The sequence below is a fragment of the Nostoc sp. T09 genome, from assembly GCF_002154695.1.
GTDB lineage: Bacteria > Cyanobacteriota > Cyanobacteriia > Cyanobacteriales > Nostocaceae > Aulosira.
Genome location: NZ_MTAV01000167.1, coordinates 20,410 through 34,867, shown reverse-complemented (window position 1 = coordinate 34,867; position 14,458 = coordinate 20,410). Strand labels below are relative to the sequence as shown.

The 14,458-nt window shown below is 42.8% G+C and carries 14 protein-coding genes and 1 other RNA gene; 8 read left to right on the top strand and 7 right to left on the bottom strand.

Annotated elements, in window-relative coordinates:
* Positions 1 to 156 precede the first annotated feature (156 nt).
* Positions 157 to 3,747 (bottom strand): pyruvate:ferredoxin (flavodoxin) oxidoreductase, encoded by a 3,591-nt coding sequence (nifJ, locus tag BV372_RS28560; protein WP_086689902.1) that lies wholly within the window; start codon positions 3,745 to 3,747, stop codon positions 157 to 159.
* 537 nt (positions 3,748 to 4,284) lie between these two features.
* Complete coding sequence (locus BV372_RS28555; protein ID WP_086689899.1) at positions 4,285 to 5,052, bottom strand: Uma2 family endonuclease; 768 nt, start codon at positions 5,050 to 5,052, stop codon at positions 4,285 to 4,287.
* A gap of 423 nt (positions 5,053 to 5,475) precedes the next feature.
* Between BV372_RS28555 and BV372_RS28550 the strand changes: the two genes are divergently transcribed.
* The 5 genes from BV372_RS28550 to pstS all read left to right on the top strand — a co-directional run bounded on the left by BV372_RS28550 (position 5,476) and on the right by pstS (position 11,104).
* Positions 5,476 to 6,543, top strand: coding sequence for a DUF5050 domain-containing protein (locus BV372_RS28550; protein WP_086689897.1), 1,068 nt, complete (start codon positions 5,476 to 5,478; stop codon positions 6,541 to 6,543).
* A 189-nt stretch (positions 6,544 to 6,732) separates the two neighbouring features.
* Positions 6,733 to 7,476 carry a gamma-glutamyl-gamma-aminobutyrate hydrolase family protein gene (locus BV372_RS28545; protein WP_086689895.1) on the top strand — a complete coding sequence of 248 codons (744 nt, stop codon included), beginning with the start codon at positions 6,733 to 6,735 and terminating at the stop codon, positions 7,474 to 7,476.
* Between the two features lie 217 nt (positions 7,477 to 7,693).
* The gene (locus BV372_RS28540) at positions 7,694 to 8,434 is read left to right on the top strand and encodes a cytochrome c biogenesis protein CcdA (RefSeq protein ID WP_086689893.1); all 741 of its coding nucleotides are present in this window, start codon (positions 7,694 to 7,696) and stop codon (positions 8,432 to 8,434) included.
* A gap of 3 nt (positions 8,435 to 8,437) precedes the next feature.
* Complete coding sequence (locus BV372_RS28535; protein ID WP_086689891.1) at positions 8,438 to 9,847, top strand: cytochrome c biogenesis protein; 1,410 nt, start codon at positions 8,438 to 8,440, stop codon at positions 9,845 to 9,847.
* 204 nt (positions 9,848 to 10,051) lie between these two features.
* The gene (gene pstS / locus BV372_RS28530) at positions 10,052 to 11,104 is read left to right on the top strand and encodes a phosphate ABC transporter substrate-binding protein PstS (protein WP_086689889.1); all 1,053 of its coding nucleotides are present in this window, start codon (positions 10,052 to 10,054) and stop codon (positions 11,102 to 11,104) included.
* 6 nt (positions 11,105 to 11,110) lie between these two features.
* Here the strand turns inward: pstS and queF are convergent, their stop codons facing one another.
* The 5 genes from queF to BV372_RS28505 all read right to left on the bottom strand — a co-directional run bounded on the left by queF (position 11,111) and on the right by BV372_RS28505 (position 12,976).
* Positions 11,111 to 11,509: a preQ(1) synthase gene (gene queF, locus BV372_RS28525; RefSeq protein ID WP_086689887.1), complete on the bottom strand. Its 399-nt coding sequence runs from the start codon at positions 11,507 to 11,509 to the stop codon at positions 11,111 to 11,113.
* A gap of 124 nt (positions 11,510 to 11,633) precedes the next feature.
* Positions 11,634 to 12,029, bottom strand: a complete 396-nt coding sequence (locus BV372_RS28520) for a hypothetical protein (protein ID WP_086689884.1) — start codon at positions 12,027 to 12,029, stop codon at positions 11,634 to 11,636.
* Between the two features lie 131 nt (positions 12,030 to 12,160).
* Positions 12,161 to 12,550, bottom strand: a complete 390-nt coding sequence (locus BV372_RS28515) for a phasin family protein (protein ID WP_086689882.1) — start codon at positions 12,548 to 12,550, stop codon at positions 12,161 to 12,163.
* A gap of 25 nt (positions 12,551 to 12,575) precedes the next feature.
* Positions 12,576 to 12,672: signal recognition particle sRNA small type (ffs, locus tag BV372_RS28510), an RNA gene on the bottom strand.
* A 37-nt stretch (positions 12,673 to 12,709) separates the two neighbouring features.
* Positions 12,710 to 12,976 (bottom strand): YciI family protein, encoded by a 267-nt coding sequence (locus BV372_RS28505; protein ID WP_086689880.1) that lies wholly within the window; start codon positions 12,974 to 12,976, stop codon positions 12,710 to 12,712.
* A 110-nt stretch (positions 12,977 to 13,086) separates the two neighbouring features.
* Here BV372_RS28505 and BV372_RS28500 point away from each other — a divergent pair, with 110 nt between their 5' ends.
* The 3 genes from BV372_RS28500 (at position 13,087) to BV372_RS28495 (ending at position 14,402) form a co-directional block, all read left to right on the top strand.
* Positions 13,087 to 13,638, top strand: coding sequence for a 2'-5' RNA ligase family protein (locus BV372_RS28500; RefSeq protein ID WP_086689878.1), 552 nt, complete (start codon positions 13,087 to 13,089; stop codon positions 13,636 to 13,638).
* A gap of 18 nt (positions 13,639 to 13,656) precedes the next feature.
* On the top strand, positions 13,657 to 13,893 hold the full coding sequence (locus tag BV372_RS35570) for a hypothetical protein (RefSeq protein WP_143845349.1): 237 nt from the start codon (positions 13,657 to 13,659) through the stop codon (positions 13,891 to 13,893).
* A 113-nt stretch (positions 13,894 to 14,006) separates the two neighbouring features.
* Positions 14,007 to 14,402, top strand: a complete 396-nt coding sequence (locus BV372_RS28495; protein WP_086689876.1) for a hypothetical protein — start codon at positions 14,007 to 14,009, stop codon at positions 14,400 to 14,402.
* Positions 14,403 to 14,458: the final 56 nt, after the last annotated feature.

The window sequence follows — 14,458 nt, the reverse complement described above, 5'->3', positions numbered from 1 at the left end:
GAACCCTGAAGTTAATTCAGAGTACGTGAAACACGGAAACGTCAACCCTGAAGTTGATTCTGGGAACCCTGAAGTTAATTCAGACTACAATGGCAGCTTTATTTACGCCGCCAGGTACTAGTCAAAATTGTGATAATAGGTAAGAGCAAGAACCTATTACTCATTTCTATTTGCCAAATATTGATACATCTGCCAACGTGCATCTACTTCCGCTTGCGCTTGTTCTAGCAGTTGTTTCGCAACTTCTGGCTTACTCTTAGTCAGCATCTTGAAGCGATTTTCTTGATACATTGATTGCTCTACAGGCTGCTTAGGCGCTTTCATATCTAATTGCAAGGGATTCTTACCATCTTTGTGCAACTCAGGATTATACCGATACAGCAACCACCGCCCTGATTCTATCAAGGATTTCTGGTGATTCATCCCTGTGGTCATGTTGATGCCGTGGGCGATGCAATGGCTGTAAGCAATAATCAACGATGGGCCATCAAAAGCTTCTGCTTCCAAAAACGCTCTCAGGGTATGTTCATCTCTGGCACCAAGGGCTACACTCGCTACGTAGATATTTCCGTAGGTCATGGCGATTAAACCTAAGTCTTTCTTGGGCGCAGGCTTACCACTGGCGGCAAATTTCGCTACTGCTGCTTTTGGGGTGGCTTTTGATGATTGTCCGCCTGTGTTGGAATATACTTCTGTATCCATTACCAAGATATTCACATTGCGACCACTGGCTAAGACATGATCGATACCGCCAAAGTCAATATCATAAGCCCAGCCGTCACCGCCAACAATCCAGACGCTTTTCTTAACGAGGTAATCTGCAAGGGATTTGAGATTTTGGATTTTGGATTTTAGATTGAAGTCTGATGAGGAATTGATGATTTCATCTAGTCGTTTTTTCAACAACGCCACCCGTTCCCGTTGTTCCCAAATGTCAGCTTCAGTGTTTTGCGTAGCGTTGAGGATGGAGTGAATCAGATTATCGTCAATTTCACCAGTGAATTGTTGCAGCAGTTCGGTTGCAAATTCTGCTTGCTTATCTAAGGAAAGGCGGAAGCCATAACCAAATTCGGCGTTATCTTCAAATAAGCTATTAGACCAGGCTGGGCCTCTTCCCTCAGCGTTGGTTGTCCAGGGGGTTGTGGGTAAATTTCCGCCATAGATGGAAGAACAACCAGTAGCATTGGCAATGACTGCGCGATCGCCAAACAGTTGTGTCAATAATTTTAAATAAGGTGTCTCTCCACAACCAGCACAAGCACCAGAAAATTCAAATAATGGTTCTTGCAGTTGTTGTTGACGAATTTGGTTGAGTTTTAGTTGTCTGCGGTCGGGATTGGGCAAACTTAAGAAGAAATCCCAGTTTTTGCGTTCTTGTTCCCGCAAAGGTAGCTGCTTTGCCATGTTAATGGCTTTTTTCAACGGCTCAGATTTATTTTTGGCTGGGCAGACATTCACACAGATGACGCAGCCTGTACAATCTTCTGGGGCTACCTGAATGGTAAATTTTTGATTGGCAAAGTCCCGATCTTTGGCATCAATTGCCTTAAAGCTTGCTGGTGCATTAACTAACTCACTCGCCTGATACGCTTTAGCGCGGATGGCGCTATGAGGACATACCATCACACATTTACCACATTGAACGCAGACATCCGCATCCCATACAGGAATCTCTTCAGCGACGTTGCGTTTTTCCCACTTGGTTGTACCTGTGGGGAATGTGCCATCAGGGGGTAGTGTGCTTACAGGGAGGTCATCACCTTGCCATACCATGATTTTACCAAGGACTTCCCGCACAAATTCTGGGGCATTAATAGGCAGAGGATTTTGGCTGTATGCTTCTTCATCTATCCATTTTCCTTGCTCCTCATATTTGACTTCTACCTCATGTAGATTTTCTAGGGTTTGGTCAACGGCTTGCAAGTTCATGCGGACAACTTCCGCGCCTTTCTTACCGTAGGTTTTCTCTATCGCTTGTTTGATTTTGGCGATCGCTTCTTGTTGTGGTAAAACATTAGCTAAGGCAAAGAAGCACACCTGCATAATCGTGTTAATTCTGCCGCCCATGCCACTTTCACGAGCAACTTGGGAAGCATTAATCGTGTATAATTTCAGCTGCTTCTCAATAATTTGCTGCCGCACTCTCCCAGGTAAATTTTCCCAAACCGCATCTGCATCATAGGGACTGTTGACTAAAATAGTCGCCCCCGGAATCGCAGCTTTGAGAACATCAATTCGTTCCAAAAATCCCCAATGATGACAACCAATAAAGTTGGCTTTGTCGATGAGGTAGGTTGAGCGAATGGGCTGAGGGCCAAAGCGTAGATGAGAAACCGTCATCGAGCCAGATTTCTTGGAGTCGTAGACAAAGTAGCCTTGGGCATAGTTGTCGGTTTCTTCGCCAATAATCTTGATGGAGTTTTTGTTAGCGCCTACTGTACCATCTGAGCCTAACCCGTAAAACATTGCCCGGACAACGTTATCTGGTTCAGTCGAGAAATTGGGGTCAAAACTTAAAGATGTATGGCTAACATCGTCATTAATACCGATAGTAAAGTGTTTTTTTGCCGTAGGTAAAGCAAGGTTATCGAATATTCCCTTCACCATCGCTGGGGTAAATTCTTTCGAGGAAAGACCGTAGCGACCACCGATGATTTTGGGAGAGGATGAGGGGGACAAGGAAGATGCTTCCCATGCTTCATGAATTGCAGCGACTACATCTAAATAAAGTGGTTCGCCTGCGCTACCTGGTTCTTTGGTGCGGTCGAGAACGGCGATCGCTTTTACACTATTAGGTAAGACTGCGACAAATCTTTCTACATCAAAGGGGCGATAAAGTCGAACTTTCACGACACCGACTTTTTCGCCCTGGTTGTTGAGGTAATCTACGGTTTCATGGACGGTTTCACAGCCAGAACCCATGATGACGATTATGCGCTCGGCATCGGGTGCGCCATGATATTCATAGATTTGATAATATCTGCCAGTGCGATCGCCAAATTGATCCATCAGACGTTGAACAATTTCGGGGGTGGCGCTGTAGTAGGGGTTAGCGCCTTCACGGGACTGGAAATAAATATCGGGGTTTTGAGCTGTACCCCGCAATACTGGGTGATCTGGGGTGAGGGCGCGGCTGCGGTGGGCTAATATGAGATTGTCGTTGATGAGCGATCGCAAATCATCATCAGAGAGTAGCTTTACTTTCTGCACTTCATGGGAGGTACGGAAGCCGTCAAAAAAGTGCATAAATGGTACTCGCGCTTCTAGGGTTGCAGCATAGGCGATGAGGGCAAAATCAAGGTTTTCTTGCACCGAAGCCGAACACAGTAACGCAAACCCTGTAGCACGTGCTGCCATCACATCGCTATGATCGCCGAAAATCGACAAAGCATGGGTAGCTAAAGAACGTGCAGCGACGTGAATTGTCGCGCTTGTTAATTCCCCAGCGATTTTGTAGAGATTCGGTATCATCAACAATAATCCCTGGGATGCGGTGAAAGTGGTACTCAGGGAACCCGTTTGCAACGCCCCATGTACTGCACCCGCAGCCCCACCTTCACTTTGCATCTGTACCACGCTGGGAACCGTACCCCAAAGGTTAGGACGACCTTCAGCCGACCAAGCATCTGCCCATTCACCCATTGTTGAGGAGGGGGTGATAGGATAAATCGCAATTACTTCATTTAATTTGTAAGCAACACGGGAGACAGCTTCATTCCCGTCGATAGTAGCAAAGGTTTTGTTCATCATTTACTCCTGCCTTGTCAGCCAAATGCGAAGATATCCACATTGCTCAGTAGAGGGGCATAAATAAACGTCAAGAGTCCATAATTTGGACTCTTTACTTCCAGTCATTTCAAACCTGGGTTTATTTATAATTACCTGCTACTCAAAATTAGGGGAATGTATTGATAGAAGAATTAGAGTTAGCTAATCCCAGGCAATAATTTTTTTGAATATTCTGTTTTAAATAACTGTCTTCTGCCTAAATTAAAATCACAATTTATGGACAGATTGCAGCTCTTGATTTCTCTCTAATTTCTCTACGATTATCTCATGAAGTATTTTAGATACTTTTATATATATTAATTGCTGTACTCACTTGCATAAAATCCCTTAGGCTATGCCTTTGGGGAACTTTATTTTTGGTTTTGGGGTATAGGTTCGAGAATTGTTTAATTATACCAATTTGAAAAAAGAATGTGACCGATGGGTAGGGGCACAGCACTGCTGTGCCCTCCGAATGATTTATCTGTCGCAAACATTGTTTAAATCGGTATTATATCAAGAGAGCGTATCAGGATTAACACCTAACTCTCGTAACTTAGTTGCTAATATATCAGCACGTTGACGTTCTTGTTCAGCACGTTGACGTTCTTGTTCAGCACGTTGACGTTCCTGTTCTGCTTGTTCGTTGCTCCACAACAGCAAATTTCCATCTCTATCCCACCACCGCAGCCAATTTATGGTTTGGCATAGTCTTTCACCGTACCAAATTCCGAGAAATAACTCTAACTCTGGAATCCAGAACCTTCCATTAGCATCTGCTGGCTGCAAAGCATATTCTCCATTTTGCAAGCAACGTACTTCTAGACTTGGTTCGTAGGGGTCGTAGGTTACGTAGGTGGGAACATTGAGAATCCGTTCGTAAAAATGGAGTTTACCATAAGGTGGAGTTGAGCGTACTGATAGTTCTCCCCCCTCTGTGTCTGAAAGAAATTCCATCACCACAGCCACAGCAGTTCCTTCTAAATTCGGGGTATAACTCCGACGAATCACATCAGCGGCTACAGGCTGCACTTGCGGGACGTAAAGCCAATCAGGTGCTTTAACGACAATTTTTTTATTTACCGTGGCTACCAGTCCAAAATTAGTGTCAATCAGCATTTGAGGTTGGATGCATCCTGCGGTTCCTAAAGCATCAGTAAGCGCCGCAGCGAGTGAGGGTTGCTGAATATTTTCCACTGGATCGTCAGGTAAAATATAGTCGGCTGGAAGTGCTTCCCAAGTAACAGTTGGTTGTTTTTGGATGGGGTGAACTTGTACAACCATAAAATTACTCCTAAATATCAATTCATAGTTATCAGTTACCCTGATTGTCTCAGATGCTCTGTTTATGCTTGAGACATGTGATTTATATCAACATTAGGATTCTATCTCATTGTTTCCTCAATCCTGCCTCTACCAGTAAGTTCACAAGTCAGATAGGAGTGCTATATAGCAATCCGATTTGATTACTGAAATTATTTACGTAGGGAGGGAACAGGGAAGAAGGAATAAAAGTGTACTGAGTTTTTTTTCAAAAATCAAATATGAGTGCTATATAAATGCTGAGTTCTCTCAAGTTGATATTTATCTGGAAGTAACATCACAAAATCAGAGAACAAATTTTAACAGCAAACAGTCAACATAATTGAGGTGATAAATAAACTAATAAACCTAAAAATTATTTTGATTTTAAAGGGGTGACTGCTCATGCGTACTTTAAATAATCGCTTTATCAGCTTTTCTGGCTTCTTAGGATTAGTACTAAGCCTTACCAGTTGTGCTAGCAATAATCTCACAGAGGCTAAAGCTGAAATCTTTCCTAAAAAACCTCCTATTGTTCAACGAACCATAACCGATTTAACTCCCAAAATTCAGCTTGCTGAAGAACCACAGTGGTCACCAGATGGCAAGCAGATTGCTTTCATGAGTTTGAAAAATCCTGGCAACGAAGAAATTTATGTAATGAATGCTGATGGCTCAAATATCAAGAATCTCACCAATAATAAAGTAAAGGATCGCTCTCCCGTTTGGTCACCAGATAGCAAGAAAATTGCCTTTCTTTCTGGACGTGATGGCAACCCAGAAGTCTACGTCATGAATGCTGATGGTTCTGGACAAACGAATTTAACTAAAAATCCAGCGGGTGATTATCCTTATATTTGGTCACCAGATGGCAAAAAGATTGCTTTTGGTTCTCGTCGGGAAAATAATGATTATGAAATCTATGTGATGAATGCCGATGGTTCTAATGTTACAAGAATCACCAAAAATCCGGGATATGATTCTGTGCTTTCTTGGTCACCTGATGGTCAAAAAATTGCCTTTATTTCTGGACGCGATGGTAATGAAGAAAATTATGTGATGAATGCGGATGGTTCTAATCAAATTCGATTAACTAAAGACCAAAATAATAATGCAGGCGCAGTTTGGTCGCCAGATAGTAAAAAAATTGCTTACCATTCAAGTCCTGAACCTTTCAAGAACAATGGTTATATTTACGTAATTAATACTGATGGCTCTGGTAACACTCAGCTTACAGATCAAGGAATATCTCAAACCCCAGCTTGGTCACCTGATGGTAAACGAATTGCTTTTGAATCTAATCGGGATGGTAACTCAGACATTTATGTAATGAACGCTGATGGTTTTGGTCAAACTCGACTAACTACGAATAAAGGCCGAGATTCACGTCCAGTTTGGTCGCCTGATGGCAAACAAATAGCCTATGAGTGCTTTCAAAAAGAACAATCGCACATTTGTCGGCTCAAGGTATAACTTTTACAGTAGATCTAGTATTGATATGTGATATTTAAGAGAACTAGACAAAAATAAATCCCCCTCCTAGGGTGTTCAAGCAACCACTAAAATTTCCCAGATTTTATGAACTATTGGGTATAACAGATGTGGTTAATCTTACACAAGCACCAATCCCAACTCTCAAAACCTTAGGAGTAAAGAAAAGCTATGAGTAGAAAATCACGAAATGCATTGATTGGAATTACAACCTACGGTCGCAAAGATGCTTTACCATTTTCTCTACCAAGTAGTTATATAGATGCTGTCCGCGCCGCAGGTGGGACTCCCATATTATTACCACCTGGCGAAACTGACACCGTTAGGCTTTTAGAGCCTCTAGATGGTTTGATTATCTCTGGTGGTGGAGATATTCACCCTAATTGCTACAAGGGTTGTGACCACCCTAGCATTTATTCTGTAGATGGCGATCGCGATGCTTTTGAACTGCAACTAGCTAAGTTTGCCCTTGAGTATCATTTACCTGTATTTGGTATTTGTCGGGGTTTACAAATTCTTATCGTCGCCTCTGGTGGAACTCTCATTCCCCATGTACCAGAGGTATACGGTACTTCAGTATTGCATCGTCTAGATCCTGAACCAGGAAGGCGTTTACCAACAGAACACATGGTGAAGATAAATGCAGAAAGCCGTTTAGCTGACTGTGTACAAAGTACTCACATATCTGTAGTCTCTTGGCACCACCAAGCAGTACACCAAGTACCACCAGGATGGCGTGTTGTTGCCTATGCTTTAGAAGATGAGGTGATTGAAGCTGTGGAACACGAACATCATCCTTGGGCTATTGGCGTGCAATGGCATCCGGAACTTTCAGCTAACGATCCAAATCATCAAAGAATTTTTCAGGCTTTTGTTCAGGCAACCTATAAAAAACAAAGTTTACTAACAGCTTGAATTATCATAAATGCTTGCTTTATAGCAGTCCATAAACACCTCAGATTATTTTTCAGTTTTAGAATTCAACTCTAGGATGGGTAATGCCTACAACGTAAAAATTAGGGTTTGAGCCAACTGTAGACAATGCCCACGCTACAATAAAATAGCTCCAGCCTAGAATCACAAAGTAAGCTAAAATTCAAGCAGAGTAAGCATTTCCCGTCCATAATGCCCCATGCTTGAGACTTTGCAAATCCAACTTTACAAACTAGAACAATTTGCCAATGCCCTTGTCTCTAATCAATTGGGACACCTCAGCGTGGTGAGTATTGGTATTATTTTTGCGGCTGGTTTACTTACCAGCCTGACGCCCTGTATGCTCTCTATGCTGCCCATTACCATTGGCTATATTGGCGGTTATGAAGCGAAAAGCCGCGTGCAAGCAGCAGCCCAATCAACTTGGTTTGCGCTGGGATTAGCAACCACATTAGCAGGATTGGGAATAGTAGCAGCCTTTTTAGGCAAAGTTTACGGTCAAGTGGGAATTGGTTTACCGATTATTGTGAGTGTTATCGCCATTCTCATGGGGTTAAACCTACTGGAAGCACTACCTCTGCAATTTCCGTCCTTGGGCGAAACGAATTGGATTTCGCAAGATTTACCCCCTGGAGTGCGTTCCTATTTAATTGGACTGACTTTCGGCTTAGTAGCGTCACCTTGTAGTACACCAGTTTTGGCTAGCTTGCTGGGTTGGGTGGCGAATACCCAAGACTTAATTTTAGGCGCTGTTTTGCTCATTACTTATACAGCAGGTTATGTAGCACCTTTAATTTTGGCAGGTACTTTTACTGCTGCAATTAAAAAGCTGCTGGAGTTGCGCCGCTGGTCTGGTTGGATTAACCCAGTTAGCGGTGTGTTGTTGGTCGGCTTTGGTGTGTTTTCCTTAATTTCGCGGATTCCCTTTGGAAGTTTTTAAGCAATGACTGGAGAAAATTCAGCGACCACAGAATCAAGATGGTGGTCATTACCTTGGCGAGTGCTACGGCGAGAGCTGTTGCCTATATTGACAGATTTACGATTAGCGATCGCCCTACTATTATTAATCGCCCTTTTTAGCGTTAGCGGTACTGTAATTGAACAAGGTCAGTCACCTGCATTTTACCAGGCTAACTACCCAGAACACCCAGCCTTATTTGGCTTCCTGAGTTGGAAGGTGATTCAAGTAGTGGGATTAGACCATGTATATCGTACTTGGTGGTTTCTAAGTTTGCTGGTCTTATTTGGTACTAGCCTGACTGCTTGTACTTTTACCCGTCAACTCCCGGCTTTAAAAGCTGCCCAACGGTGGAAATATTACGATGAACCCCGACAATTTCAAAAATTAGCTTTGAGTGCGGAACTAGATACTGGTTCCTTAAATACGCTTACCCAAATATTAAAAAACCAGCGTTATAAAATTTTTCAAGAAAAAGATGACATTCTCTATGCCCGTAAGGGAATAGTCGGACGCATCGGCCCGATTATCGTTCATGTTGGTATCGTCACGATTCTGTTGGGAGGAATTTGGGGGGCGATGACTGGGTTTGTTGCTCAAGAAATGGTTCCCAGCGGCGATACATTTCAAGTGAAAAATATTATTGATGCGGGGCCTTTAGCATTATCCCAAGTTCCGAAAGATTGGTCTGTGCGAGTCAATCGGTTTTGGATTGACTACACCCCTGCTGGTGGAATCGACCAATTTTATTCAGATATGTCTGTTTTGAATAATCAGGGGCAAGAAGTTGACCACAAAAAGATTTTTGTCAACCAACCTCTGCGTTATCATGGCGTCACTTTCTATCAAACTGATTGGGGACTCTCTGGTGTTCGCGTTCAATTTAATAACAGCCCCATTTTCCAACTGCCAATGGCACAATTGAATACCAATGGTGCAGGGCGTATTTGGGGTACATGGATTCCCACCAAACCAGATTTAAGTGAAGGTGTTTCTTTAATAGCTAAAGACTTGCAAGGTATGGTGTTAATTTACGATGCCACTGGTAAGTTGATTGATACTGTGCGTGCGGGAATGTCTACCCAAGTTAATGGCGTAAGGCTGAAAATTTTGGAAGTAATTGGCAGTACTGGCTTACAAATTAAAGCCGATCCTGGCATCCCGATTGTTTACACAGGATTTGCTCTATTGATGTTGGGTGTGGTGATGAGTTACTTTTCTCACTCACAAATTTGGGCATTGAAAAAAGGCGATCGCCTTTTTGTTGGTGGTAAAACTAATCGCGCCCAAGTTGCTTTTGAACAGCAAGTTTTGGATATTTTAGATCGGCTGAGTAATCGTTCAGAAGATGGCAATGAAACTAAGACTACAGAATCTTTAGCATCCAATTCCTGAAGTTTAGTCATCACCTTTTAGTTAGCAACACAATCTAGAGTAATCAAACCACAAATGCTGAATATCTCAATTGAGTACAACTTTTAACAACTCTTTTGATGAGAGTTTTCCTGGCTCTAAAATTAATTGCGTTTTACACAAGTACAAATATCAGCCCGGAGAATTGCCAGGGCTATCAATTAAAAGTTGGAACTCAAGATTTGTATGTCTGCTCAACTTCAATTTAAGCGATGGGCTTGTCTTGTACCCTTAATCGCTGTTTCGTTGAGTATTGCTTCCTGCGCTGCTGATTCTAGAAATACCAAGACTGTTTCTCTTATGGGTGCTGGGGCAAGTTTTCCAGCACCTTTATACCAGCGCTGGATTGTAGATTACAACCAACGAAATCCCAATGTAGAAATTAACTATCAATCCCTAGGAAGCAGTGTAGGAGTGCAACAACTCATCCAAGGTACTGTAGACTTTGCCGCCAGTGATGTGGGAATTACACATGAACAAGCAGCTCAAGTAAAAAGGGGAGTCATCGCTTTACCCATGACTGCTAGTTCAATAGTGCTAGCTTACAATTTACCCAATCTGCCAACTGGTCTAAGGCTATCACGCCAAGTTTACACAAGTATCTTTTTAGGAAAAATTAGAAAATGGAACGATCCTCGAATAGCAGCAGCTAATCCAGGCGTAAATTTGCCTAATCTACCAATTAAAGTCGTACACCGAACTGATGGTAGCGGGACAACCAGCGTTTTAACACAACACCTTAGTGCTATCAGTCCAGAATGGAATAATAAAGTCGGGGCTGGTAGGGCTGTAGAATGGCCAGTGGGAATTGCTGCTAAGGGTAATGAAGGCGTTTCTGCCCAGATTCAACAAACTCCAGGCGCTATTGGCTATGTTGAGTATGTCTACGCCACTCACAATCAACTATCTGTAGCGGCTTTAGAAAATAAATCTGGTAATTACATCATCCCCACACCAGAATCGGTAGCTAAAACCTTAGAGGCGGTAAAATTACCCAATAATAGCTTGATTGCTTTTATTGCCGATCCTACAAGTGCCAATTCCTATCCGATTGTCACTTATACCTGGCTGCTAACTTATAAACAATATCAAGATTCAGTCAAAGCCCAAGCGCTAAAAAACTTTGTTGACTGGGCTGTGACTGAAGGACAAGAATCCAGTGTGGAATTAGGATATATTCCTCTGTCTAAAAAAGTTGTGGTTCAGGTGCAGTCTGCGGCGAAGAATATTTCTAAGTAAACGATATTACTGATTCGCTGGCTTCTGATGCCGCACTTCCACCACTGTATGCACATTACCACGGGGAGTAAAATCTGCTTTTACCGTTGCTTCTAAAGGATCGCAAGCGGCAACAAAATCATCGAGAATTTGATTGGCAGACTCTTCGTGGGAAATGTAGCGATCGCGGTAACTGTTAATGTAAAGCTTGAGTGCTTTTAATTCCACTACTCGCTCATCAGGGACATAGCTAATATAAATCGTCGCAAAATCGGGGTAACCGGAAAACGGACATTTACAGGTAAACTCCGGCAAAGTAATGCTAATGTCATATCGCCTACCCACACGCGGATTTGGAAAAGTAATTAGTTGTCCCTCCGCAATCTCGCGTTCGCCGTACTTAATTTCTTTAGTGTCAGTTGTCATTTGTCAGTTGTTATTTATCATTTATCATTGGGCAAACAAGGGGTGTGGGAGGTGTGAGAGAGCTAAGTTTGGTTCATTTCTCTCCTCTCTCCCCTCCCTCCCCACACTCCTCCCTCATCCCCTTCTACTCCTGTTCCCAGTCTGGACAATTATTATCATCCCAGCCGTGGGGATGCATGGCACAAACTAACAAATTACCACCATACACTTGACCGTGGTAGTGAGTGCAACCAACGCAGGCGGGGTTTTTTTCTAGTGTGGGTTCAACTGGATAAGGAAAACCCGGATCTACATCTGCCACTACGTCTTCTAATTCCCAGTAAACCTCCATCATTGGTTCGGCTAGGTCGTGTAAATACTGGTCAACTTCAGTGGCAATTGTAGTTTGTACTTGTTCTGTAATTTCTTCTGTAATTTCTAAAAAAGCATCTACCATGTCACTCATTCCGAGGAAAAAGTGCTCTACTTCAACGGCCACTGTCTCAATGATGTCCATCAAATCTTTCTGCCACTTGTCCATAAACTTGACGCCTTTACTGGCTATGAATAGAGCGCTCAGTGTGACCTGGCTGGAAGTACTAGGTAGATCCTAGACAAAGTATATTCAAAAATTTACTATATTTTGAACGGTTGCTAAATTTCTGCTATTGGTTACTCATCGCGTTGTAGCCGTTTTAATTCTTCTTGCAGTTCTAGCACTTGGGAGCGCAATCCATTTACATCATCATCATCGCTTGAGGAATCTTTGGCCGTTGGCTGTTCATCTTCCTCTAAAATTTCGATGCGGCGAGGTTCAGCAGGCTGTGTTTTGTCTGTGGCTGCACCAGATGATTGGGGCTGTTGAGCTTGCTTCATCATATCTTCGACAAAGCGACGGGCTTCATCCGTTGTCATTTCGCCCTTTGCCACCATTTCATCTGCCAGTTTTTGGACTTGCGATCGCAGTTCGGCTAATTTTCCCCCTGCTTTCTCACCCGCGTAAGAAGCTAACCCAACACCGAGGTAAAAAGCTTTTTGAACAATATCTCCAAAACCAGGCATTGCTGCTGAACGCTCCTACAAATAGGGCGACCCGGAGTCTACGCCTACCACAAGCATCCCGTATTGCTGCTACCTTCCGGTCCTGACAAGATTTGGGCGTTGAAGTCGCATAGGTCCAGGTCTATTAACAGCATAACACTAAAAATCAGTAATTGAGTGTTATTCCATAACAATTCGCCATTCGTGTAACTGATAATTCACACAACCATTTTTTACCAATGGGTCAAGGGCTACAATGGCTTTGGCTTCTTCCATCGAGCCTGCCTCAAACAGCATCATCCCGCCTCCGAATTCTGCCCAATAACCTGTTTTGGCTTTGTGTCCTTTGGAAATCAAATCCTGAACGTAAGCTTTATGGGCGGGTACGTGTTGGTCAAAGGTAGGTTTATCGACTTTGCCTGCTTCAATTTTCACAAACCAAGGCATTTACTTGCAACCTCTTGAATTTTTGTATCGTAATCTAGTTGTAATATTCTCCAACAAGTATTTGCTGCGCAATGTTAATTTAAAGCCCAAAATCCAAAATCCAAAATTGAATGAGCCGCTTTTTCATTGCCTTGCTACCACCACAAGACATTCAAGATTACGCTAACCAAATCAAGCAGTACTTCGCTGATAATTACGCCAGCCAACACGCGCAAAAATCCCCACCCCACATTACGCTGCAACCGCCCTTTGAATGGGCAGATAGCGATGTGTCACGGATAGAAGCATCCCTCACGGAGTTTGCTAGTAAGCAACAGTCAATACCGATTACACTCAGTGGGTTTGCTGCCTTTATACCCCGCGTCATCTATATAGATGTAGTGAGAAGCGAAGAACTGTTGACCTTGCAAGCAGATTTAATGGCGTATGTAGAAGCAAACTTGGGTATTGTAGACAAAGTTGGCAAATCTCGCCCCTTTGCACCCCACATGACAGTGGCATTTCGGGACTTAACGCGACAGAACTTTAAAGCTGCTTGGCCAGAATTTGAAAATCGGCAGTTACATTTTGAGTTTACTGCTGACAAATTGACGTTATTAATTCACGACGGTAGGCGTTGGAATATTAAATCGGAGTTCGGTTTTTTAGCTGATGAACGATGAGTTAATACAAATACTAGCTTGATATTCAACAACCGCCCGCAGGCTGAATTGCTTGATCTCAAGGATTTTGTTTTACTTTTCACTGATTTGCGATTGCGTTTTCAAAATCAGCTTTTCTTACCAACATCAAAACGTTTTAAACAGCGATCGCAGTTGACTGTTCCTGATATTGCGATCGCACTTCCGCAACCTTTGTCGTTAGGACAACAAGTTTTGTCATTACCTCGCGCCCTTACGTTCAAATTATCTTCGTAAAATTACTTAAAAATTTTGTTATAAAAATCGCAAATGTTTGTGTATATTGCTGAACCGAAATGCAGCTTCGCTAAGGCAAGCTAGCTTTAAAACACTATACAAGGGAGACACCTATGCCTCGTCAAAAACAGAAATCACGTGTTTTAGAAAAAGCTGTATTAAGAACCTATGGACTCAAGGCGATTGATCCAAACATAGATTTTGGGAATAATCGCAACTTGGAAAATATGACACAGATAATAGAGAAATTGCGCAGTAAAATCCAGTCTTATAATACTGCTGTGTGCGTGGTTGATGCTTACAAAAGCGAGATTAAAGAATTAGAGAAAATCTTGAGCGATCTCTCTGCTCACATGCTACTGGGAGTTGCCGTTAAATACGGCAAAGATAGCCACGAATATGAGATGGCGGGTGGTGTACGTAAAAGTGAACGCATCCGCAGAAGTACTATTAGCCGTTTAAAAGCTAACGCAGAAAAAGCAGCCAACGGTAATACTCAAAGTGTCTAGTACAAGAGAAAGGCAGAAGGTAGCAATCAGTGTTTGCTCTCAACCCACCACTGCCT

Excerpts from the sequence above, each read along its gene's own strand:
- nifJ (WP_086689902.1), bottom strand. The coding sequence starts at position 3,747 with ATGAACAAAACCTTTGCTACTATCGACGGGAATGAAGCTGTCTCCCGT.
- BV372_RS28555 (WP_086689899.1), bottom strand. The coding sequence starts at position 5,052 with ATGGTTGTACAAGTTCACCCCATCCAAAAACAACCAACTGTTACTTGG.
- BV372_RS28550 (WP_086689897.1), top strand. The coding sequence starts at position 5,476 with ATGCGTACTTTAAATAATCGCTTTATCAGCTTTTCTGGCTTCTTAGGA.
- BV372_RS28545 (WP_086689895.1), top strand. The coding sequence starts at position 6,733 with ATGAGTAGAAAATCACGAAATGCATTGATTGGAATTACAACCTACGGT.
- BV372_RS28540 (WP_086689893.1), top strand. The coding sequence starts at position 7,694 with ATGCTTGAGACTTTGCAAATCCAACTTTACAAACTAGAACAATTTGCC.
- BV372_RS28535 (WP_086689891.1), top strand. The coding sequence starts at position 8,438 with ATGACTGGAGAAAATTCAGCGACCACAGAATCAAGATGGTGGTCATTA.
- pstS (WP_086689889.1), top strand. The coding sequence starts at position 10,052 with ATGTCTGCTCAACTTCAATTTAAGCGATGGGCTTGTCTTGTACCCTTA.
- queF (WP_086689887.1), bottom strand. The coding sequence starts at position 11,509 with ATGACAACTGACACTAAAGAAATTAAGTACGGCGAACGCGAGATTGCG.
- BV372_RS28520 (WP_086689884.1), bottom strand. The coding sequence starts at position 12,029 with ATGGACAAGTGGCAGAAAGATTTGATGGACATCATTGAGACAGTGGCC.
- BV372_RS28515 (WP_086689882.1), bottom strand. The coding sequence starts at position 12,550 with ATGCCTGGTTTTGGAGATATTGTTCAAAAAGCTTTTTACCTCGGTGTT.
- BV372_RS28505 (WP_086689880.1), bottom strand. The coding sequence starts at position 12,976 with ATGCCTTGGTTTGTGAAAATTGAAGCAGGCAAAGTCGATAAACCTACC.
- BV372_RS28500 (WP_086689878.1), top strand. The coding sequence starts at position 13,087 with ATGAGCCGCTTTTTCATTGCCTTGCTACCACCACAAGACATTCAAGAT.
- BV372_RS28495 (WP_086689876.1), top strand. The coding sequence starts at position 14,007 with ATGCCTCGTCAAAAACAGAAATCACGTGTTTTAGAAAAAGCTGTATTA.